Origin of the sequence: Bacillus sp. FSL R5-0447, from assembly GCF_038606125.1 — a bacterium.
In the GTDB taxonomy this organism is placed as follows: domain Bacteria; phylum Bacillota; class Bacilli; order Bacillales; family Bacillaceae; genus Bacillus; species Bacillus velezensis.
Window position 1 is genome coordinate 1706202 of sequence record NZ_CP152012.1, and the last position, 21881, is coordinate 1728082.

Annotated in this window: 21 protein-coding genes; 20 read left to right on the plus strand and 1 reads right to left on the minus strand. The window is 47.7% G+C overall.

Features of this window, described 5'->3' with window-relative positions; all coding sequences use genetic code 11:
- The 7 genes from rlmN (at position 1) to spoVM (ending at position 6233) form a co-directional block, all read left to right on the plus strand.
- Complete coding sequence (rlmN, locus tag NYE68_RS08690; RefSeq protein ID WP_003154339.1) at positions 1–1092, plus strand: 23S rRNA (adenine(2503)-C(2))-methyltransferase RlmN; 1092 nt, start codon at positions 1–3, stop codon at positions 1090–1092.
- 5 nt (positions 1093–1097) lie between these two features.
- A complete protein-coding gene (locus NYE68_RS08695; RefSeq protein ID WP_324635855.1) occupies positions 1098–1859 on the plus strand; it encodes a Stp1/IreP family PP2C-type Ser/Thr phosphatase in 762 nt (253 codons plus the stop codon).
- On the plus strand, positions 1853–3796 hold the full coding sequence (gene pknB / locus NYE68_RS08700; protein WP_015417452.1) for a Stk1 family PASTA domain-containing Ser/Thr kinase: 1944 nt from the start codon (positions 1853–1855) through the stop codon (positions 3794–3796). The genes NYE68_RS08695 and pknB overlap by 7 nt, the downstream gene beginning before the upstream one ends.
- Before the next feature lie 14 nt (positions 3797–3810).
- Positions 3811–4701, plus strand: coding sequence for a ribosome small subunit-dependent GTPase A (gene rsgA / locus NYE68_RS08705; RefSeq protein WP_033574582.1), 891 nt, complete (start codon positions 3811–3813; stop codon positions 4699–4701).
- A gap of 1 nt (position 4702) precedes the next feature.
- Entirely contained in the window at positions 4703–5353 is a 651-nt protein-coding gene (rpe, locus tag NYE68_RS08710) for a ribulose-phosphate 3-epimerase (protein WP_227051240.1), read from the plus strand.
- Between the two features lie 68 nt (positions 5354–5421).
- Positions 5422–6066, plus strand: a complete 645-nt coding sequence (locus tag NYE68_RS08715; RefSeq protein WP_324635854.1) for a thiamine diphosphokinase — start codon at positions 5422–5424, stop codon at positions 6064–6066.
- Positions 6067–6152: 86 nt separating this feature from the next.
- Positions 6153–6233: a stage V sporulation protein SpoVM gene (gene spoVM / locus NYE68_RS08720; RefSeq protein ID WP_003154329.1), complete on the plus strand. Its 81-nt coding sequence runs from the start codon at positions 6153–6155 to the stop codon at positions 6231–6233.
- Positions 6234–6310: 77 nt separating this feature from the next.
- Here spoVM and rpmB read toward each other — a convergent pair whose 3' ends face one another.
- Entirely contained in the window at positions 6311–6499 is a 189-nt protein-coding gene (gene rpmB, locus NYE68_RS08725) for a 50S ribosomal protein L28 (protein ID WP_003154328.1), read from the minus strand.
- A 258-nt stretch (positions 6500–6757) separates the two neighbouring features.
- Between rpmB and NYE68_RS08730 the strand changes: the two genes are divergently transcribed.
- The 13 genes from NYE68_RS08730 (at position 6758) to ftsY (ending at position 21824) form a co-directional block, all read left to right on the plus strand.
- Complete coding sequence (locus NYE68_RS08730; RefSeq protein ID WP_003154327.1) at positions 6758–7120, plus strand: Asp23/Gls24 family envelope stress response protein; 363 nt, start codon at positions 6758–6760, stop codon at positions 7118–7120.
- Positions 7121–7135: 15 nt separating this feature from the next.
- The gene (locus tag NYE68_RS08735; protein ID WP_039251530.1) at positions 7136–8803 is read left to right on the plus strand and encodes a DAK2 domain-containing protein; all 1668 of its coding nucleotides are present in this window, start codon (positions 7136–7138) and stop codon (positions 8801–8803) included.
- A 142-nt stretch (positions 8804–8945) separates the two neighbouring features.
- Positions 8946–9608, plus strand: coding sequence for an L-serine ammonia-lyase, iron-sulfur-dependent subunit beta (sdaAB, locus tag NYE68_RS08740; protein ID WP_003154325.1), 663 nt, complete (start codon positions 8946–8948; stop codon positions 9606–9608).
- 20 nt (positions 9609–9628) lie between these two features.
- A complete protein-coding gene (gene sdaAA / locus NYE68_RS08745; protein ID WP_324635853.1) occupies positions 9629–10531 on the plus strand; it encodes an L-serine ammonia-lyase, iron-sulfur-dependent, subunit alpha in 903 nt (300 codons plus the stop codon).
- Positions 10509–12557, plus strand: coding sequence for an ATP-dependent DNA helicase RecG (recG, locus tag NYE68_RS08750; protein WP_324635852.1), 2049 nt, complete (start codon positions 10509–10511; stop codon positions 12555–12557). Before sdaAA ends, recG begins: the two co-directional genes overlap by 23 nt.
- Before the next feature lie 106 nt (positions 12558–12663).
- The gene (gene fapR, locus NYE68_RS08755) at positions 12664–13230 is read left to right on the plus strand and encodes a transcription factor FapR (protein ID WP_003154320.1); all 567 of its coding nucleotides are present in this window, start codon (positions 12664–12666) and stop codon (positions 13228–13230) included.
- Between the two features lie 13 nt (positions 13231–13243).
- Positions 13244–14242 carry a phosphate acyltransferase PlsX gene (gene plsX, locus NYE68_RS08760; protein ID WP_007409758.1) on the plus strand — a complete coding sequence of 333 codons (999 nt, stop codon included), beginning with the start codon at positions 13244–13246 and terminating at the stop codon, positions 14240–14242.
- Positions 14243–14260: 18 nt separating this feature from the next.
- A complete protein-coding gene (gene fabD, locus NYE68_RS08765; protein WP_007409759.1) occupies positions 14261–15214 on the plus strand; it encodes an ACP S-malonyltransferase in 954 nt (317 codons plus the stop codon).
- On the plus strand, positions 15207–15947 hold the full coding sequence (fabG, locus tag NYE68_RS08770) for a 3-oxoacyl-[acyl-carrier-protein] reductase (protein ID WP_003154312.1): 741 nt from the start codon (positions 15207–15209) through the stop codon (positions 15945–15947). Before fabD ends, fabG begins: the two co-directional genes overlap by 8 nt.
- A gap of 84 nt (positions 15948–16031) precedes the next feature.
- Positions 16032–16265 (plus strand): acyl carrier protein, encoded by a 234-nt coding sequence (gene acpP, locus NYE68_RS08775; RefSeq protein WP_003154310.1) that lies wholly within the window; start codon positions 16032–16034, stop codon positions 16263–16265.
- 138 nt (positions 16266–16403) lie between these two features.
- Positions 16404–17153, plus strand: a complete 750-nt coding sequence (gene rncS / locus NYE68_RS08780; protein WP_014417754.1) for a ribonuclease III — start codon at positions 16404–16406, stop codon at positions 17151–17153.
- Between the two features lie 101 nt (positions 17154–17254).
- Positions 17255–20815 carry a chromosome segregation protein SMC gene (gene smc / locus NYE68_RS08785; RefSeq protein WP_324635851.1) on the plus strand — a complete coding sequence of 1187 codons (3561 nt, stop codon included), beginning with the start codon at positions 17255–17257 and terminating at the stop codon, positions 20813–20815.
- 19 nt (positions 20816–20834) lie between these two features.
- Positions 20835–21824 (plus strand): signal recognition particle-docking protein FtsY, encoded by a 990-nt coding sequence (gene ftsY, locus NYE68_RS08790; RefSeq protein ID WP_003154301.1) that lies wholly within the window; start codon positions 20835–20837, stop codon positions 21822–21824.
- Positions 21825–21881: the final 57 nt, after the last annotated feature.

Below are 21881 nucleotides of genomic sequence, written 5' to 3' on the forward strand. Positions count from 1 at the left end.
ATGACACAATTAAAAAAGACAAGCGTACGGAAAGAGCTGCGGACTGAGCAGCCGTCCATTTACTCTTTTGAATTAGATGAAATCAAACAATGGCTGACCGAGAATGGCGAAAAGCCGTTCCGCGCAGCACAGATTTTTGAATGGCTTTATGAGAAGCGGGTTTCTTCATTTGATGAAATGACAAACCTCTCAAAAAGTCTGCGTGAAAAACTCGAGAGCAATTTTGTGCTGACAACGCTGAAAACGGCTGTAAAACAGACATCTCAAGACGGCACGATGAAATTTTTATTTGAGCTTCATGACGGTTATACGATCGAAACGGTTTTAATGAGACACGAGTATGGTAATTCTGTATGTGTAACGACACAGGTCGGCTGCCGGATCGGCTGCACATTTTGCGCGTCAACGCTCGGCGGACTGAAACGGAATCTTGAAGCGGGAGAAATCGTCGCTCAAGTCGTGAAAGTGCAAAAGGCGCTTGATGAAACGGATGAACGCGTCAGCTCAGTCGTCATCATGGGAATCGGAGAGCCGTTTGATAATTTCAATGAAATGCTCGCTTTCTTAAAAATCATTAACCACGATAAAGGGCTGAACATCGGAGCGCGTCATATCACAGTTTCCACCAGCGGAATCATTCCGAAGATTTACGATTTCGCCGATCAAAAAATGCAGATCAATTTCGCGATTTCTCTGCATGCTCCGAATACGGAAATCAGAAGCCGTCTGATGCCGATTAACAAAGCCTATAAGCTTCCTGACCTTATGGAGGCCGTCAAATATTACATCGAGAAAACAGGCAGACGGATCAGCTTTGAATACGGGCTGTTCGGCGGCGTAAATGATCAGGTCGAACATGCAGAAGAGCTTGCAGAACTGTTAAAAGACGTGAAATGCCATGTCAATTTAATTCCGGTAAACTATGTGCCTGAACGGGATTACGTCCGCACACCGAGAGATCAGATTTTCGCATTCGAAAAAACGTTAAAATCCCGCGGTGTAAATGTCACGATCAGAAGAGAGCAAGGCCATGACATTGACGCGGCCTGCGGTCAGCTTCGCGCGAAGGAGCGTCAAGACGAGACGAGGTGAAGAGGTTGATTACAGCCTTGAAAACAGATACAGGTAAAGTCCGCCGGCATAATGAAGATGCGGCGGGCATTTTCACAAAAGAAGACGCGGTGCTTGCGGTTGTCGCCGACGGCATGGGCGGTCATCTTGCCGGAGATGTAGCGAGCAGGATGGCGGTTGCGGCGATGGAAGAGCAGTGGAACCGGACCGAAACGGTTCCATCTCTGCCGTCTGCTTGCGAAGATTGGCTGAAAGACCGGATTCATGAGGCGAATGTCAAAGTACATGACCACGCTAAAGCGAATGAAGAATGCCGGGGAATGGGAACCACCGTTGTTTGCGCCTTTTTCACCGGGAAGTTTGTCACTGTGGCTCATATCGGTGACAGCCGGTGCTACCTGCTTCAAGAGGGGGAATTCACTCAGCTGACTGAAGACCATTCGCTTGTGAATGAGCTGGTCAAGACGGGGGAAATTTCGAAAGAGGACGCCGAGCACCATCCGCGGAAAAATGTATTGACGAGAGCGCTGGGGACAGATGAAACCATCAGTCCCGACGCCCGTTCTTTTGAACTGTCTGACGGCGATCAGCTGCTTTTATGCTCTGACGGACTGTCAAATAAAATAGAAGATCACGAGATCAAACAAATGCTTCAAGCCGAATCTGATCCTCAGGAAAAAGTAGACCTTCTCATCAGCAAAGCGAATCAAAACGGCGGCGAAGATAACATCACGGCTGTGTTGATTGAGTTTTCCGCAGATGCAAAAGAGGGTGAAGACAAGTGCTAACCGGCAAGCGGATCAGCGGGCGTTATCATATCCTCCGGCCCATTGGCGGCGGCGGAATGGCAAACGTTTTTTTAGCTGAGGACATCATTCTCGAACGTGAAGTCGCAATTAAAATTCTGCGGTTTGACTTTGTGAATGACATTGATTTTATCAGGCGTTTCAGAAGAGAAGCACAGTCGGCATCAAGCCTCGATCATCCGAATATCGTCAGTATTTACGATATCGGGGAGGAAGGCGATATTTATTACATTGTCATGGAATATGTGGAAGGCATGACATTAAAGGAATACATAAACGCACACGGACCGCTTCATCCGAAAGAAGCGCTGTCTGTTATGGAGCAGATCGTCTCGGCCATCGCCCATGCCCATCAAAACCATATCGTGCACCGGGATATTAAACCGCACAATATATTGATAGATCATTTAGGGCATATCAAGGTGACGGATTTCGGCATCGCCACAGCGCTTACGTCTACGACAATCACACATACGAATTCTGTGCTGGGCTCGGTTCATTATTTGTCTCCGGAGCAAGCGAGAGGCGGTCTGGCAACGAAAAAATCAGATATTTACGCGCTCGGCATCGTGCTGTTTGAGCTTTTAACAGGTAAAATTCCTTTTGACGGAGAATCAGCCGTCAGCATAGCGCTAAAGCATCTGCAAACAGAAACGCCTTCCGCCAGAAAGTGGAACCCTTCCATTCCGCAGAGCGTCGAAAACATTATTTTAAAGGCAACCGCTAAAGACCCGTTTCACCGCTATGAAAGCGCCGAGGACATGGAAGCGGACATCAGAACGGCTTTTGACGCCGGCAGGCTGAATGAACAAAAATTTTCCGTGCAGGATGATGAGGAAATGACAAAAGCCATTCCCGTCATTACTGACGGCGCAAAAGCCGCGCCTCAGGCGGAAACGCCGGGGGAGACAGATGATAAGGAACAGCAGCCCGCCAAAAAGAAAAAACGGAAATGGCCGTGGGTTTTGCTGGCCGTCTGTTTCATTTTCATTATGGCAGCTGTTCTTGCGGTCACCGTGTTCCCGTCTTTGTTTATGCCTAAAGATGTAAGCGTCCCCGACGTACGGGGCATGAAGTACGAAAAAGCGGAAGCCCTGCTTGAAAAGAACGGGCTCCGGGCGGATCCTGATATAACGGATATTGAAGATGAAAAAATAGAAGAGGAATTAATGGTCAAAACGGACCCAAAAGCGGGGTCTACCGTTAAAGAAGGCTCTTCTGTAAAACTGTACAAAAGCCTCGGAAAACCGAAAACCCAGCTGATCGACGTGAAAGGGCGGCAGATCGGCGACGCAAAAAAAGCGCTGAAGGAAAAAGGCTTCAAACATGTCAATGTCAAAGAAGAGAACGATGACAGCGAGGCCGGCACCGTAATTGATCAGAACCCGTCAGCCGGCACCGACATGGTTGCAAGCGACGATGAAGTCAATCTAACGGTCAGCCTCGGCCCGGCGGACGTTACGCTGAGGGACTTAAAGACTTACAGCAAAGAAGCGGCTTCAGGGTATCTTGAAGATAACGGCCTGCAGCTTGTTGAAAAACAAGCCCATTCAGATGACGTGCCAAAAGGACAAGTCATGAAACAAGAGCCGGCAGCCGGCACTGCGGTTAAGCCGGGAAGTAATGTTGAAGTGACGTTCTCGCTCGGACCTGAAGAAAAACCGGCGAAAACGGTAAAAGAAAAAATCAGCATTCCTTACGAACCCGAACATGAAGGGGACGAGCTTGAAGTGCAAATCGCCATCGATGATAAGGACCACAGCATCTCTGATACGTATGACTCATTTAAAATAAAAGAGCCGACTGAAAAAACAATTGAACTGAAGATTGATCAGGGACAGAAGGGGTATTATCAAGTGATGGTCGATCATAAAGTCGTCAGCTACAAAACGATTGAATACCCGAAAGATAATGACTGACAAGGAGGGACCCTATGCCTGAGGGCAAAATTATAAAAGCGTTAAGCGGATTCTATTATGTCTTGGATGAATCACAGGACAAGATCATTCAATGCAGGGGCCGGGGCATTTTCAGAAAAAATAAAATAACGCCCCTGGTCGGCGATTATGCCGTTTATCAGGCTGAAAATGATAAAGAAGGCTACCTGCTGGAAATCAAAGAACGAACAAACGAGCTGATCAGGCCGCCAATTTCAAATGTCGATCAGGCCGTTCTTGTCTTTTCTGCCGTTCAGCCGGCGTTCAGCACGTCTTTATTGGACCGTTTTCTCGTCCTTGTGGAAGCCAACGGCATTCACCCGATCATCTGCATAACCAAAATGGACTTAGCTGCAGACGGGGAATCGAAAGAGGCGATACTTTCTTACGTGCAAGACTATCAGGCGATCGGTTATGACGTATATGTGACGTCATCAAAAGAAAACAGCGGCTTAACAGGCATTGTGAAACACTTCGAGAACAAAACAACGGTGTTTGCCGGTCAGTCCGGAGTCGGAAAATCTTCGCTTTTAAATGCGATCAGCCCGGAGCTTGAGCTGAAAACAAACGAGATTTCCGCGCATTTGGGACGCGGAAAACATACGACGCGCCATGTGGAGCTCATTCATACATCAGGCGGTCTGGTTGCGGATACTCCGGGGTTCAGTTCGCTTGAATTTACCGGCATTGAGGAAGAAGAGCTGGGCAGCACGTTCCCTGAGATCAGAGAAATAAGCGCCTCTTGCAAATTCAGAGGCTGTCTGCATCTTAAAGAGCCGAAATGCGCGGTAAAGCAAGCGGTGGAAGAAGGAGAGATTCAGCCGTACCGCTATGAGCATTACAAAGAATTTATGCAGGAAATAAAAGAGAGAAAGCCGAGGTATTAATATGATTAAGGTTGCGCCATCAATTCTTTCCGCCGATTTTGCTTCACTGGGCGAGGAAATTAAAGACGTGGAAAAAGGAGGGGCGGACTATATCCATATTGATGTCATGGATGGCCATTTCGTCCCTAACATTACAATCGGGCCGCTTATCGTTGAAGCCGTCCGTCCGGTGACTGATCTGCCGCTGGATGTCCATCTTATGATTGAAAACCCGGACCGCTACATCCCGGCATTCGCAAAAGCCGGTGCGGACATCCTTTCCGTTCATGCTGAAGCGTGTCCGCATCTTCACCGGACCATTCAATTGATAAAAGAGCAGGGGGTAAAAGCGGGAGTTGTGCTCAATCCGCATACGCCCGTCCACATGATTGAACATGTGATCGGGGAGCTTGACCTTGTGCTGTTAATGACGGTTAACCCCGGTTTTGGCGGACAGCGCTTCATTCATTCGGTTCTGCCGAAAATCCGTCAGGTCAAACAGCTGGCTGAGGAGAAAGGCCTGTCTGAGCTTTTAATCGAGGTGGACGGAGGCGTTAATAAAGAAACAGCCCCTTTATGCACTGAAGCGGGCGCCAATCTGCTTGTTGCCGGGTCTGCCGTATATAATCAGCCGGATCGGAAAAAAGCCATCGCTGACATCCGAAACGCGTAATAAACATGCTGAAAAAGAGCCCGGTGAAAGCCGCCGGCTCTTTTCGCGTCTAAGAGAGAGGAAAACATATGAAGACAATCAATATCGTTGCGGGCGGCCCGCGGGAGCTTATTCCCGATCTATCCGAATACACTGACAGAGATACGATGTGGGTCGGAGTCGATAAAGGGACGGTTGCTCTTTTGGAAGCCGGAATCATTCCGCAGGAAGCTTTCGGTGATTTTGACAGCATTACGGAAGAGGAGCTCATGCAGATTCAAAAAGCGGCGCCGGCCCTCCATGTGTATCAGGCGGAAAAAGATTATACCGATCTTGAACTCGCCCTTGACTGGGCTTTACAAATAGAACCGGAAACCATTCGGATATTCGGTGTGACGGGCGGAAGAGCCGATCACTTTTTAGGGAACATCCAGCTGCTGTATAAAGCCTTACATAAGAACACCGATGTCGAGCTGATCGACCGGCAGAATGACATTCAGATGTTCGGGCCCGGCCGTTATACAATTGAAGAAAAAGCGCGCAGACGCTATATTTCTTTCATTCCGTTTACGGAAGCGGCAGACGGCCTGACACTCGACGGTTTTAAATATCCCCTTGATAATTGTCATATTCCTCTGGGTTCCACACTATGTATTAGTAACGAACTCATTCATTCACGAGGTACTTTTTCGTTTGCAAAAGGCATATTAATAATGGTAAGGAGCGCGGATTAGAAAAGCGGCTTCTGCCATATGCGGAAAAAACCATGAATCCTAAAGTGATGAACGCAGCGGATACGGGACTTATAGGAGGGGACAAAATGAAATTTTATACCATTAAATTGCCGAAGTTTTTAGGAGGAATTGTCCGGGCGATGCTGGGCTCATTTAGAAAAGAGTAAGCCCAAGAAGCTGAAATTGCCCTCTTTGAACGCATAAAAAACGCCTGCCGCATAAAAGGGCAGGCGTTCATTTTTGCTTATACACGTTCAACTTTACCGGATTTTAAAGCCCGGGCAGATACATACACTTTTTTAGGTTTGCCGTCAACGAGGATGCGGACCTTTTGAAGGTTGGCGCCCCAAGTACGCTTAGAAGCGTTCATTGCGTGAGAACGGTTGTTTCCGGCTTTTGTTTTTTTACCTGTAATAAAACATTTACGTGCCATTTGTTTCCCTCCTAACTGCGCGAAACATCTTTTCAAACATAGTGTCTCAGATGCTTTCGTTATACAATACTTTAAATAATTTACCACAGCTAAAAACCGTTTGCAACTATTGTTTCCCTTACTTTCAAGAAAAATCACTTGACATGTAAAACCAATCACATTTCCGCGCTGAAGGCCGCTGTCTGTATCTTTTCTTTTCATAATGGGATACATATAGTAGAATAATGATAACTCTATGCACCTGAAGGAGGAACCTGTGTGTCCATTGAAATGAAGACAAAATACGGACAGATTGATATATCCAACGAAGTCATCGCAATGGTTGCCGGAGGCGCTGCCATTGACTGTTACGGAATAGTGGGGATGGCCTCAAAAAACCAGATTAAAGACGGTTTGTCTGAAATCCTCCGGAGAGAGAACTTCGCAAAAGGCGTACATGTCCGTCAGGAAGCCGAACAAATACATATCGACATGTACATTATTGTCAGCTACGGCACTAAAATATCCGAAGTAGCCCACAATGTTCAGACGAAGGTAAAATACACAGTAAATCAAACAATCGGACTTGCAGTTGATTCTGTAAATATTTATGTCCAAGGCGTACGAGTAACGAACCCGTAGTGAGGAGGATGAGTATTGTCTAGACGAAACTTAGATGGGAGAGCTTTTGCGGCAATGATTCTGGCGGGGGCTGAGACATTGTCTCAAAACGCATCCGCGGTGGATGCGCTGAACGTGTTTCCCGTGCCTGACGGCGATACCGGAACAAATATGAATTTATCGATGTCATCCGGTGCAAGAGAGGTAGAGCACATTGACTCACCCGACATCGGCAAAGTCGGCATCGCCCTGTCAAAAGGCCTGCTTATGGGGGCGAGAGGAAACTCAGGGGTGATCTTGTCCCAATTGTTCAGAGGTTTCACAAAGAGCATTGAAAACAAAAACCAAATAGACGCCAAAGAATTTGCCGCAGCACTCCAAGCGGGAGTGGATATGGCATATAAGGCGGTCATGAAACCGGTTGAAGGAACGATTTTAACCGTGGCCAAGGATGCGGCTAAAAAAGCGGTCGCCTCGGCTAAAGAAGAAACCGATATCATTGCTCTCATGGAGGCCGTTATTGAAGAAGCGGAAGCGTCGCTGAACCGCACGCCGGATCTGCTTCCTGTTTTAAAGGACGTCGGTGTCGTTGACAGCGGCGGAAAAGGTCTGCTTTGTGTATATGAAGGCTTTTTGGCTGCTTTAAAAGGAGAGGCCGTACCGAAAAAAGCGGTTCTTCCGGCACTCGATGATATGGTGAATGCCGAGCATCATAAAAGCGCGCAGAGCATGCTGAGTACAGAAGACATTGAATTCGGATTTTGTACGGAAGTGATGGTGAGGCTGGATCAAGATAAACGGACGTTCAAGGAAGAGACGTTCAGAAACGAACTGAGCCGTTTCGGCGATTCATTGCTGGTCGTGGCTGATGATACGCTGGCGAAAGTTCATATTCATGCCGAAGAACCAGGGAACGTACTCAATCTCGCACAGCGTTACGGCGATTTGATTAAAATTAAAATTGAAAACATGAGGGAACAGCATACTTCAATCATCAGCCAAGAACATGATGAAAAAAAGCCGGCCGGCGTTATGAAAGAAGCCCGCAAGCCTTTTGGCATCGTGACTGTGGCAATGGGAAAGGGCATTTCTGAATTGTTTACGAGCATCGGCGCTTCACACGTAATCGAAGGCGGCCAGACAATGAATCCGAGCACGGAAGATATTGTTGAAGCCGTTCAGTCTGTCAATGCGGAGACGGTTTTCATTCTTCCGAACAATTCCAATATTGTGATGGCTGCCAATCAGGCGGCGAGCGTGGCTGAAGAAAATGTCATTGTCATTCCGGCAAAAACGGTCCCTCAAGGCATGACCGCCCTGCTTGCGTTTAACCCTGACCAGCCGGCTGACGTAAATGAAGCCAATATGCTTGAGGCCATCCGGAATGTGAAAAGCGGACAGGTGACATATTCAGTCAGAGACACCCATATCGACGGCAAAGATATTAAAAAAGGTGATTTTATCGGCATTTTAAACAGTTCAATTATCGGCAGCGCCGAAGATCGGATAAGTGCGGCGAAATTGCTGCTGGATGAAATGATCGGGGAAGAAGATGAAATCGTAACCATCTTGTACGGAGAGGACGCGCCCGAAGAAGAAGCTGAGAAACTCGCTGAGTATATTGCAAGCGTCTGTGAAGATATCGAGGTTGAAATCCATAGCGGCAGACAGCCTCTGTATCCATATATATTTGCGGCAGAATAGAAGGGCTTATCAGGCCCTTCTATTCTTATGCCTTTATTTACCTGCGGCAGTGCGGCAGTGTGCCTGCTTGCCAATTGAGAAATGTTCAATTAGTCTAAAGAAAAGCGCTGAATGAAGTGATGTTAAGGAGGAGCAAACCAGCATGAAGTATAGAAGCGTTTTTGATATTATCGGCCCGGTAATGATCGGTCCGTCCAGTTCACATACCGCAGGCGCCGCCCGGATCGGCAGAGTGGCCAGAAGCTTATTCAGGCGGGAGCCCCGCCGGATCGTTGTGTCTTTTTACGGATCATTTGCGGAGACGTATAAGGGTCACGGCACTGATGTCGCGATTATCGGCGGCCTGCTTGATTTTGATACATTTGATGAACGGATTAAAACAGCGATTCAAATTGCGGAAGAGAAGGGCATATATGTAGAGTTCCGTACAGAGGATGCCGTGCCCGTTCATCCGAATACGGCGCGCATCGTCATTTCTGATGATGAGGGAGAGCTTGCCCTTACCGGTATTTCCATCGGCGGCGGAAAAATAGAAATCACGGAGCTCAACGGCTTTGAGCTGCGTTTGTCCGGAAACCATCCGGCTATTTTAGTCGTTCACAATGATAAATTCGGCACGATTGCAGGCGTTGCCAATGTGCTTGCGAAATTCTCCATCAACGTCGGACATATGGAAGTGGCGCGTAAGGACGTCGGCCAGCTTGCGCTGATGACGATTGAGGTCGATCAGAATATTGAAGAAGAAGTGCTTGACGAGCTTTCAACACTTCCTAATATTATACAGGTTACTAAGATAGCTGACTAAAAAGTCAGGAGGAAAATGACATGTTTCGTAATGTAAAAGAATTAATAGAAATCACTCAAGAAAAACAAATTCCGATTTCGGAAGTGATGATCACGCAAGAGATGGAAGTGACGCAAAAAACGCGGGAAGAAATCTTTCAAGGAATGGAGCGCAATCTCTCCGTCATGGAAGCAGCTGTTGAAAAAGGGCTGAAGGGCGTCACGAGTCAGACCGGTTTAACAGGCGGAGATGCCGTGAAACTTCAGGCATATATCCAATCGGGAAGAAGCCTGTCGGGCAATCTGATTTTAGACGCCGTTTCTAAAGCTGTGGCGACAAATGAAGTCAATGCGGCGATGGGAACGATCTGCGCTACACCGACCGCCGGCTCTGCCGGGGTCGTGCCGGGAACGTTATTCGCCGTAAAGCATAAGCTGAACCCTACGACAGAACAAATGATCCGTTTTCTGTTTACAGCCGGCGCGTTCGGTTTTGTCGTAGCAAATAATGCGAGTATTTCAGGAGCGGCAGGAGGCTGTCAGGCGGAAGTCGGGTCAGCATCAGGCATGGCAGCGGCTGCGATTGTGGAAATGGCGGGCGGAACGCCTCAGCAATCAGCGGAAGCAATGGCGATTACACTGAAAAATATGCTCGGTCTCGTATGTGACCCGGTCGCCGGATTGGTAGAAGTGCCGTGTGTCAAACGAAACGCAATGGGAGCATCCAACGCAATGATCGCGGCGGATATGGCGCTGGCCGGGGTTACAAGCCGCATACCTTGCGATGAGGTGATTGACGCGATGTACAAAATCGGCCAGACAATGCCGACAGCACTGCGTGAAACGGGACAAGGCGGTTTAGCCGCGACACCGACGGGAAGAGAATTAGAGAAAAAAATTTTCGGAGGAGCGCTGAAATCAAGTGACACACCATCAGCAAACTAGTATAGCGGAAATTAAGGGCATTGGGCCGGAAACAGAAAAAACATTGCACGAACTTGGTATCTATGACATTTCTGATCTTCTGAATTATTTCCCTTACCGTTATGACGACTATGAGCTGAGGGATTTAGAAGAAGTAAAACATGAAGAAAGAGTGACGGTAGAAGGGAAGGTTCATTCAGAACCTTCTCTTACCTATTACGGCAAAAAACGAAACAGGCTGACATTCAGGGTGCTTGTCGGCAATTATTTAATTACCGCGGTCTGCTTTAACCGTCCCTACTTAAAAAAGAAACTGACGTTAGGTTCTGTCGTCACGATATCCGGGAAATGGGATAAACACAGACAGACCGTTTCCGTGCAGGAATTAAAAAACGGTCCTCATCAAGAAGATAAAAGCATTGAGCCTGTTTATTCCGTTAAAGAAAACGTCACCGTAAAAATGATGAGACGGTTTATTAAGGAAGCGCTGCAGCATCATTTGGACAGTGCGGCTGATCCGCTTCCTGAAAAATTGAGAATCCGCTACAAGCTTCCTGACTACAAACATGCCCTGCAGACGATGCATCAGCCTGAAACGAGGGAATCGTTACAGCAGGCAAGACGCCGGTTTGTTTACGAAGAATTCTTATTATTTCAGCTGAAAATGCAGGCGTTCCGTAAAGCGGAAAGGGAACAGTCAAAAGGCATCAGCCATGTGTTTCCTGCTGAAAAGCTCGCCGATTTCACAGACAGCCTGCCGTTTTCGCTCACGACCGCACAGACGCGCGTGCTTCGGGAAATTACCGCTGATATGACATCCCCTTACCGAATGAACCGTCTGCTGCAAGGTGATGTCGGATCAGGGAAAACGGCCGTCGCCGCCATCGCTTTGTACGCTGCGATTTTGTCGGGGTATCAGGGGGCATTAATGGTGCCGACTGAAATTCTGGCCGAACAGCATGCAGATTCTCTCGTATCGTTGTTTGCAAATGAAGATGTAAATATCGCGCTTTTGACGAGTTCTGTCAAAGGAAAGCGGCGCAGGGAGCTTTTGGAGCGGCTTGCTCTCGGAGAGATTGATATTTTAGTAGGGACCCATGCTTTAATCCAGGATGAAGTGGAATTCAAAGCGCTGAGCCTTGTTATTACGGACGAGCAGCACCGGTTCGGGGTCGAACAGCGCAAAAAACTCAAGAATAAAGGTCAGGATCCGGATGTGCTGTTTATGACAGCCACCCCGATTCCGAGAACGCTGGCCATTACCGTCTTCGGAGAAATGGATGTTTCCGTGATAGATGAAATGCCCGCGGGGCGAAAACAAATCGAAACGTATTGGGTGAAACACGACATGCTGGAGCGGATTTTGGCTTTTATAGAAAAAGAGCTGAAGCAGGGAAGGCAAGCCTATATTATCTGCCCGCTCATTGAAGAGTCGGATAAACTGGATGTACAGAATGCGATTGACGTATATAACATGCTGTCTGACGTTTACCGCGGTAAATGGAATGTCGGCCTGATGCACGGGAAGCTCCATTCTGATGAAAAAGATCAGGTGATGAGAGAATTCAGCGCCAATCAATGTCAGGTACTTGTGTCAACAACTGTCGTAGAAGTCGGCGTGAACGTGCCGAATGCCACGATTATGGTCATCTATGACGCCGACCGTTTCGGGTTATCTCAGCTCCATCAGCTCCGCGGCCGGGTCGGGCGGGGAGACCACCAATCTTTCTGCATCTTGATGGCAGATCCGAAATCCGAAACCGGGAAGGAACGGATGAGAATCATGTCGGAGACAAACGACGGCTTCGAGCTGTCTGAAAAGGACCTTGAACTGCGCGGCCCCGGTGATTTCTTCGGAAAAAAACAGAGCGGTATGCCCGAGTTCAAGGTGGCGGATATGGTTCATGACTACAGAGCTTTGGAAACGGCCCGCCAGGATGCGGCCAATCTGGTGTCTTCAGAGGCTTTTTGGAAAGATGACGAATACCGCATGCTGCGCGGTCAATTACTTTCAAGCGGCGTCCTGGAAGGGGAGAAATTAAGCTGATTCTGCAAAATTCGGCGGCTTTCAAAAAACAATCATTGCATTCCAATCTATGAGATTATATACTACTATTAGTACCTAGTCTTAATTGTCCGGATGGTGTTTACAGATGAGAAGAAGCAAGAAAGAACGCCAAAAATTATTGCAGCAGACGATCAAATCGACACCCTTCATCACAGATGAAGAATTAGCGGGGAAATTCGGCGTCAGCATTCAGACGATCCGTTTAGACCGCTTAGAGCTCTCAATACCGGAGCTGAGGGAAAGAATTAAAAACGTGGCAGAACAAACGCTTGATGATGAAGTGAAATCACTGTCTTTAGACGAAGTGATCGGTGAAATTATTGATCTGGAGCTTGACGGCCAGGCCATTTCCATATTAGAAGTAAGACGCGAGCATGTCTTCAGCCGCAATCAAATTGCGCGGGGGCATCATTTGTTTGCGCAGGCGAACTCACTCGCCGTAGCCGTCATTGATGATGAGCTGGCGCTGACCGCAAGCGCAAATATCCGCTTTACAAGACAGGTGAAAGAAGGCGAGCGCGTCGTTGCGAAAGCCAAAGTGACGGCAGTCGAAAAAGAAAAAGGCAGAACGGTAGTTGAAGTCAACAGCTATGTGGGAGAAGAAGTCGTGTTCTCCGGCAGCTTTGACATGTACCGTTCAAAACAATCATAAAGGTGGAGCATGCATGAGAATAGCTGTAGATGCAATGGGAGGCGACAACGCACCCAAAGCTGTTATTGACGGAGTAATGAAGAGTATTGAGGCATTTGACGATCTTCATATTACGCTGGTCGGTGACAAGACAACGATAGAATCACACTTGCCAACAACATCAGACCGCATCACTGTGTTGCACGCCGATGAAGTGATTGAACCGACGGATGAACCGGTCCGCGCCGTACGCAGAAAGAAAAACTCTTCTATGGTGCTGATGGCGCAGGAAGTGGCTGAAAACAGAGCGGACGCCTGCATCTCAGCGGGGAATACGGGCGCACTCATGACAGCGGGACTGTTTATCGTCGGCAGAATTAAAGGAATCGACCGGCCTGCGCTTGCGCCGACGCTTCCGACCGTTTCAGGCGACGGTTTCCTTCTTTTGGACGTGGGAGCCAATGTCGATGCCAAACCGGAGCATCTCGTCCAGTACGGAATTATGGGATCTGTATATGCCCGGCAGGTTCTCGGTATCAGCTCGCCCCGCGTCGGATTGTTAAATGTCGGCACGGAAGAAAAGAAAGGAAACGACCTGACAAAAAAGACGTTTGAATTATTAAAAGAAACAAACGTGAATTTTGTCGGAAACGTTGAGGCGAGAGACTTGCTCGAAGGCGCTGCTGACGTCATTGTCACAGACGGCTTTACGGGCAACGTCACGTTGAAAACATTGGAAGGTTCAGCGTTATCGATTTTCAAAATGCTGAAAGATACACTGACTTCAAGTTTTGTTTCTAAGCTCGCAGCGGGAGTGCTGAAGCCGAAGCTGATGGAAATGAAACTGAAAATGGACTATTCTGAGTACGGCGGGGCGAGTCTTTTCGGTTTGAAAGCGCCCGTCGTTAAAGCGCACGGCTCTTCTGACGCACGCGCTGTTTACCATGCGCTGCGCCAGGCGAGAGAAATGGTCAGCCAAAACGTGGCCGCATTTATAGAAGAAGAAGTAAAAGAAGAAAAAACAGATGAGTAGTCTGGAGGTTACCGCATCATGAGTAAGATTGCATTTTTATTTCCCGGACAGGGATCACAATATATCGGTATGGGAAAAGACCTGTACGAACGCGAAGAAGCGTCAAAACGTATTTTTGATGAAGCGGATGAAACGCTTGAAACAAAGCTGAGCTCGCTCATTTTTGAAGGCGACGCCGAAGAATTAACCCTTACATACAATGCGCAGCCTGCGCTGTTGACAACGAGCATCGCCGTATTGGAAAAGTTTAAAGAATCCGGCATCACGCCTGATTTCACCGCCGGCCACAGCCTCGGAGAATATTCGGCGCTTGTTGCGGCGGGAGCGATGACATTTAAGGATGCCGTTTACACGGTAAGAAAACGGGGAGAATTCATGAATGAAGCCGTGCCGGCCGGAGAAGGCGCCATGGCCGCTATTCTCGGCATGGATGCGGAGTCCTTGAAAAAGGTAACGGATCAAGTGACGGAAAACGGTCATCTCGTACAGCTTGCAAACTTGAACTGCCCCGGCCAGATCGTCATTTCCGGAACGGCAAAAGGCGTGGAGCTGGCTTCAGAAGAAGCGAAAAACAACGGAGCAAAACGGGCAATCCCATTAGAAGTAAGCGGACCGTTCCATTCTGAATTAATGAAGCCGGCAGCGCAAAAACTCGAGGAGGTGCTCAGCGCCTGTGAGTTAAAAAATGCGGCTGTTCCCGTGATTTCAAACGTTTCGGCTGACGTTATGACAGAAAAAGACGATATCAAGAAAAAACTGATCGAACAGCTGTACTCACCTGTTCGCTTTGAAGAAACCATTAACAAACTGATTGACGAAGGCGTCACGACGTTTGTTGAAATCGGGCCGGGAAAAGTGCTTTCAGGCCTTGTGAAAAAAGTGAACCGCCGCCTTAAAACAATCGCGGTTTCTGACCATGAAACCATCGAACTGGCGATTCAAACGCTGAAGGAGGAGAATCAGGATGCTTAATGAAAAAACAGCAGTGGTAACGGGAGCGTCCCGCGGAATCGGGCGGGCGATCGCGCTTGATCTTGCGAAAAACGGCTGTAACGTAGTAGTCAACTACTCCGGGAATGAAGCGAAAGCGAACGAAGTCGTAGATGAAATCAAATCTTTGGGCCGAAACGCGATCGCGGTAAAAGCCGATGTATCAAATTCCGAAGAAGTACAAAACATGATGAAAGAGGCTGTCGCTGCATTTTCTTCAATTGACATTCTCGTGAACAATGCGGGGATCACAAAAGACAATCTTCTGATGAGAATGAAAGAAAATGAATGGGATGACGTCATTAACATTAACTTAAAAGGTGTATTCAACTGCACGAAAGCCGTGACAAGACAGATGATGAAACAGCGCTCCGGCCGGATTATCAACGTATCATCAATCGTCGGCGTCAGCGGAAACCCCGGCCAGGCGAACTATGTGGCGGCAAAAGCCGGTGTAATCGGCTTAACGAAGTCATCAGCCAAAGAGCTTGCGAGCCGAAATATTACGGTCAACGCCATTGCTCCGGGCTTTATTTCCACGGATATGACGGACAAGCTTTCTAAAGAAGTCCAAGATGAAATGCTGAAGCAGATTCCGCTCGCGCGTTTCGGTGATCCTTCCGATATCAGCAGCGTTGTTACGTTCCTTGCTTCTGAAGGATCGCGTTATATGACGGGCCAAACCCTTCATATTGACGGCGGAATGGTGATGTAAAGATTTGTTTTTAAAATTTCATCCTAGTTTCTCTAGTTTTTTAAAAACGAATCCTCTATAATACTTGAGGGGAGGTGAATTGCTATGGCAGATACATTAGAGCGTGTAACGAAAATCATCGTAGACCGCCTTGGCGTTGATGAAGCTGACGTCAAACTTGAAGCTTCTTTCAAGGAAGACTTAGGTGCTGATTCCCTAGATGTAGTTGAGCTTGTTATGGAACTTGAAGACGAGTTTGATATGGAGATTTCTGACGAAGATGCTGAAAAGATTGCAACAGTCGGCGACGCTGTGAACTACATACAAAACCAGCAATAAGCTGATGCTAAAAGTCCCGCCTGACAGCGGGGCTTTAGCCCTTTAATCGTTCGGTTACCGGCGTCTGACGCTGTACGCGCTGCCGATTCCGTTTACGGCGGGGAGCGCGGTGAACCTGATGTGCCTATGGAGGTTACTATGTCAAAACACTCACATTTTAAAGATAAAAAAAAGTTCTATAAAAAAATAGAGCAATTTAAAGAGTTCCAAGAACGGATTTCGGTTCATTTTCAAAACGAGAAACTTTTGTATCAAGCATTTACACATTCATCTTATGTGAATGAGCATCGGAAAAAGCCGTATGAAGACAATGAAAGGCTTGAATTTTTAGGTGACGCTGTTTTGGAACTGACGATCTCCCAATTCTTATTTGCCAAATACCCGGCCATGAGTGAAGGAGATTTGACGAAGCTGAGAGCCGCTATCGTATGCGAGCCGTCACTCGTCTCACTTGCCCATGAATTGTCATTCGGCGATCTTGTTCTCTTGGGAAAAGGAGAAGAAATGACGGGCGGCAGAAAGCGTCCTGCGCTTTTAGCGGATGTGTTTGAAGCGTTTATTGGCGCACTGTATCTGGATCAGGGCCTTGAGCCGGTTCAGCAATTCCTGAAAGTGTACGTGTTCCCTAAAATAAACGATGGTGCTTTTTCTCATGTGATGGATTTCAAAAGCCAGCTTCAAGAATTTGTACAGCGGGACGGAAAAGGATCGCTTGAGTACAAAATTCTCAATGAAAAAGGGCCTGCCCACAACCGGGAATTCGAGGCGCTTGTCTCTCTTAAAGGTGAGGCGCTCGGTATCGGGAACGGACGTTCCAAAAAAGAAGCCGAGCAGCATGCGGCACAGGAAGCTCTTGCAAAAATGCAAAAACATCATACGAAACAATAAAATCCCCCTGTTTCCCTAGGGGGATTTCAGTATGTCTGCGCCTGATATAAGCGGGTGATTATGATAATATTGAGATACTTATACGATAAGGAGGATCTGGGATGTTCCTCAAACGTTTAGACGTTATAGGATTTAAATCATTTGCAGAACGGATATCCGTTGACTTTGTAAAAGGCGTCACGGCCGTTGTCGGTCCGAACGGCAGCGGAAAGAGCAACATTACCGAAGCCATCCGCTGGGTGCTCGGCGAACAATCAGCCCGCTCGCTTCGGGGCGGAAAAATGGAAGATATCATTTTTGCGGGAAGTGATTCGCGCAAGCGGCTGAACCTTGCCGAAGTCACGTTAACGCTTGATAATGAAGATCATTTTCTCCCGATCGATTACCACGAAGTCAGCGTGACGAGACGGGTGTACCGTTCCGGAGAGAGTGAATTTCTCATCAACAATCAGCAGTGCCGTTTGAAAGACATCATTGACTTATTTATGGACTCCGGGCTCGGAAAAGAAGCATTCTCTATTATCAGTCAGGGGAAAGTCGAAGAGATTCTCAGCAGCAAAGCGGAAGACCGCCGCAGTATTTTTGAAGAAGCGGCCGGCGTGCTGAAATATAAAACAAGAAAGAAAAAAGCGGAAAACAAACTGTTTGAGACGCAGGATAACTTAAACAGGGTGGAAGATATTCTCCATGAGCTTGAAGATCAGGTCGAACCGCTGAAAATCCAGGCATCAATCGCCAAAGACTACTTAGAAAAAAAGAAAGAGCTTGAGCATGTCGAAATTGCCCTTACCGCCTTTGACATCGAACAACTGCATGGCAGATGGTCGGGTTTAAAAGACAAGGTGCAGGCTGCTAAAGAAGAAGAATTGGCGGAATCATCGGCTCTATCCGCAAAAGAAGCGATGATAGAAGAGACGAGAGATAAAATCCACGCGCTTGATGAATCCGTCAACGAACTGCAGCAGGTTCTGCTCGTGACAAGTGAAGAGCTGGAAAAGCTGGAAGGCCGGAAAGAAGTGCTGAAAGAGCGCAAAAAAAATGCCGCGCAAAACCGGGAACAGCTTGAGGAATCCGTTACACATTACACGAACAAAGAAGCCGAACTGAAAGCCGACATTGAAAAACAGTCTGCCGTCTATGATAAGCTGCGTGCGGAAGTGAAGCGGTTAAACGCCCAAGTGAAAGAAAAGCAGCAGGCTCTCAGTCTGCATAATGAAAATGTAGAAGAGAAAATTGAACAATTAAAAAGCGATTACTTTGAATTGTTAAACAGCCAGGCGTCGATTCGCAACGAGCTGCAGCTTTTAGATGACCAGATGTCCCAATCTGCGGTCCAGCAGGCGAGACTGACCGCAAACAATGAAAAATATCTTGAAGAACGTAACGATATTGCAGTCCGCAAAGCGGCGTGCGAAGAAGAATTGGCTGCCGTTGAAGAGGATATTCACAATCAGGTCGTCCGCTTTCGCGAAGTCCAGACAGCATATGAACAGAAAAAACGCCAATATGAAAAGAAAGAATCAGCGCTGTATCAGGCATATCAATTCGTCCAGCAGGCCAGATCCAAAAAAGATATGCTTGAAACGATGCAAGGCGATTTTTCAGGATTTTACCAAGGCGTAAAAGAAGTGCTGAAGCAGAAAGAGCAGCTCGGCGGCATCCGCGGCGCCGTTCTCGAACTGATTGCCACCGAACAAAAATATGAAACGGCGATCGAGATTGCACTCGGCGCAGCGGCGCAGCACGTTGTCACAGACGATGAGCAGGCGGCGCGGAAAGCGATTCAATATTTAAAACAGAATTCCTTCGGCCGCGCGACGTTCCTGCCGCTTACGGTTATGAAACCGCGCCAGCTCCAAACCCGTGATGAACAGACGGCTCAGAAGCATCCGTCTTTCCTCGGCACAGCGAGCGGGCTTGTCACATATGATGCCGCGTATCGGAATGTCATTCAAAACCTTCTCGGCACCGTGCTGATCACTGAAGATTTAAAAGGTGCGAATGAACTGGCCAAGCTTCTCGGGCACCGCTACCGCATCGTGACGCTTGAGGGCGATGTCGTCAATCCAGGCGGATCAATGACAGGCGGCGCGGTCAAAAAGAAAAACAATTCTCTGCTCGGCAGAAGCCGTGAGCTTGAGACGGTGACTGCGCGGCTTGCCGAAATGGAAGAAAAAACAGCTCTGCTCGAAAAAGAGGTCAAAACGCTGAAGCAGGCCATTCAAGAGCTTGAACATACGCTGAGCGGTCTCCGTGAAGACGGTGAAGCTTTCAGAACAAAGCAGCAGGATGTAAAAGGCAGGCTGTATGAACTCGAAGTTGCTGAAAAGAACATCAATACCCATCTGGAGCTTTACGATCAGGAGAAAGCATCACTGACGGAAAGCAGCCGGGAAAAAGAGACGCGCAAATCAGCTCTGGAAGAACAGCTGAGTGAGGCATCCGGCCAGCTGAAAGAGCTTGAGGAAGAGATGGAAAGGCTGACAAAACAAAAGCAGACCCTATCCTCAACAAAAGAAACGCTCTCTCATGAACTGACGGAATGTAAAGTGGCTGCTGCGAAAAAAGAACAGGCTTGTTCGAGTGAAGAAGACAACCTCAAACGGCTGAAAAAAGAGCTTGAAGAAACGCAGCTCGCTCTGAAAGAAACACGGGAAGATTTAAGCCTCCTGACCTCAGAGATGACGTCCAGCACAAGCGGTGAGGAGCAGCTTGAAGAAGCAGCCCATCACAAGCTTCACGATAAAACGAGAACGATCGAATTGATCGCCAGCCGGCGCGACCAGCGTGTGAAGCTCCAGCGGGCTCTTGATACGAACGAGCTTGAACTGAAAGAGATGAAGCGTCTGTATAAGCAAAAAACAGACATTCTGAAAGATGAAGAGGTAAAACTCGGCCGGATGGAAGTTGAGCTTGATAATCTCTTGCAGTATTTACGTGAGGAATACAGCTTATCCTTTGAAGGAGCAAAAGAACAATATCAGCTCGAACTCGAGCCTGAAGAGGCGAGAAAACGGGTCAAACTGATCAAGCTTTCAATTGAAGAGCTCGGAACGGTCAATCTCGGCAGCATCGATGAATTTGAAAGAGTAAACGAACGGTATCAGTTTTTAACAGAGCAGAAAAATGACCTGACGGAAGCGAAAAACACACTGTTTCAAGTCATTGAAGAAATGGATTCTGAAATGACGAAGCGATTCCATGAAACGTTTATCCAGATCCGTTCTCAATTCAACGACGTGTTCCGTTCTTTATTCGGAGGAGGACGGGCTGAACTGAAGCTGACTGATCCGAATGATCTTCTTAATTCCGGGGTGGACATTATCGCGCAGCCTCCGGGCAAAAAACTGCAAAACTTAAATCTTTTGTCAGGGGGAGAACGGGCGCTGACTGCCATTGCCCTTTTATTCTCCATTCTGAAAGTAAGGCCCGTGCCGTTCTGCGTCCTTGATGAAGTGGAAGCTGCGCTTGATGAAGCCAATGTATTCAGGTTTGCGCAATATTTAAAAAAATACAGCGGCGACAGCCAGTTTATCGTCATCACCCACAGAAAAGGCACCATGGAAGAAGCGGATGTCCTCTACGGTGTTACGATGCAGGAATCCGGCGTTTCCCGAATGGTTTCGGTCAAACTGGAAGAAACAAAAGAATTCGTTCAGTAACGAGGAAAGAGGTTGAAAGATGAGCTTTTTTAAAAAATTAAAAGAGAAAATCACGAAACAGACAGACTCCGTCTCTGAAAAATTTAAAGATGGTCTTGAAAAAACAAGAAATTCCTTCTCAAATAAAGTGAACGAACTTGTCTCCCGCTACCGGAAAGTCGACGAGGATTTCTTCGAGGAGCTTGAGGAAGTGCTGATTGGCGCTGACGTAGGTTTTACAACCGTTATGGAGCTGATTGATGAGCTCAAAAAAGAAGTGAAGCTGAAAAACATCCAGGATCCTCAGGAAGTGCAGTCCGTCATTTCTGAAAAGCTTGTCGACATTTATAACAGCGGCGACGAACAGATTTCTGAATTAAATATTCAGGACGGGCGCCTGAACGTTATTCTGCTTGTCGGGGTAAACGGCGTCGGAAAAACGACAACGATCGGAAAACTTGCCCATAAGCTGAAGAATGAAGGCAAATCCGTTGTGCTCGCTGCCGGAGACACCTTCAGAGCCGGGGCGATTGAACAGCTTGAAGTGTGGGGGGAGCGTACAGGCGTGCCTGTCATTAAACAGGCTGCCGGAAGCGACCCTGCTGCGGTTATTTATGATGCCGTACACGCGGCTAAAGCAAGAGGAGCGGATGTGCTGATTTGTGATACGGCCGGCCGCCTTCAGAATAAAGTAAACTTAATGAAAGAGCTTGAAAAAGTCAAACGCGTCATCGAACGCGAAGTGCCTGAGGCTCCGCATGAGGTTCTCCTTGCGCTGGACGCGACGACAGGCCAAAATGCGATGGCGCAGGCGAAAGAATTCTCCAAAGCGACGAATGTGACGGGTATCGCGTTAACGAAGCTTGACGGCACCGCTAAAGGCGGTATCGTCCTGGCGATCCGCAATGAGCTTCACATCCCCGTGAAACTGGTCGGCCTCGGAGAAAAGGTTGACGATCTCCAGCGGTTTGATGCAGAATCTTACGTATACGGTCTCTTTTCTGATTTAGTTGAAAAAGCCGAGGATTAATGAATAAAAAACGAGTATAAAATGGACGGTTTTATACTCGTTTTTTTATACGCATTG

Coding starts and splice junctions, on each gene's coding strand:
- rlmN (WP_003154339.1), top strand. CDS start 1: ATGACACAATTAAAAAAGACAAGCGTACGGAAAGAGCTGCGGACTGAG.
- rsgA (WP_033574582.1), top strand. CDS start 3,811: ATGCCTGAGGGCAAAATTATAAAAGCGTTAAGCGGATTCTATTATGTC.
- rpe (WP_227051240.1), top strand. CDS start 4,703: ATGATTAAGGTTGCGCCATCAATTCTTTCCGCCGATTTTGCTTCACTG.
- NYE68_RS08715 (WP_324635854.1), top strand. CDS start 5,422: ATGAAGACAATCAATATCGTTGCGGGCGGCCCGCGGGAGCTTATTCCC.
- spoVM (WP_003154329.1), top strand. CDS start 6,153: ATGAAATTTTATACCATTAAATTGCCGAAGTTTTTAGGAGGAATTGTC.
- rpmB (WP_003154328.1), bottom strand. CDS start 6,499: ATGGCACGTAAATGTTTTATTACAGGTAAAAAAACAAAAGCCGGAAAC.
- sdaAB (WP_003154325.1), top strand. CDS start 8,946: ATGAAGTATAGAAGCGTTTTTGATATTATCGGCCCGGTAATGATCGGT.
- sdaAA (WP_324635853.1), top strand. CDS start 9,629: ATGTTTCGTAATGTAAAAGAATTAATAGAAATCACTCAAGAAAAACAA.
- fapR (WP_003154320.1), top strand. CDS start 12,664: ATGAGAAGAAGCAAGAAAGAACGCCAAAAATTATTGCAGCAGACGATC.
- plsX (WP_007409758.1), top strand. CDS start 13,244: ATGAGAATAGCTGTAGATGCAATGGGAGGCGACAACGCACCCAAAGCT.
- fabD (WP_007409759.1), top strand. CDS start 14,261: ATGAGTAAGATTGCATTTTTATTTCCCGGACAGGGATCACAATATATC.
- fabG (WP_003154312.1), top strand. CDS start 15,207: ATGCTTAATGAAAAAACAGCAGTGGTAACGGGAGCGTCCCGCGGAATC.
- acpP (WP_003154310.1), top strand. CDS start 16,032: ATGGCAGATACATTAGAGCGTGTAACGAAAATCATCGTAGACCGCCTT.
- rncS (WP_014417754.1), top strand. CDS start 16,404: ATGTCAAAACACTCACATTTTAAAGATAAAAAAAAGTTCTATAAAAAA.
- smc (WP_324635851.1), top strand. CDS start 17,255: ATGTTCCTCAAACGTTTAGACGTTATAGGATTTAAATCATTTGCAGAA.
- ftsY (WP_003154301.1), top strand. CDS start 20,835: ATGAGCTTTTTTAAAAAATTAAAAGAGAAAATCACGAAACAGACAGAC.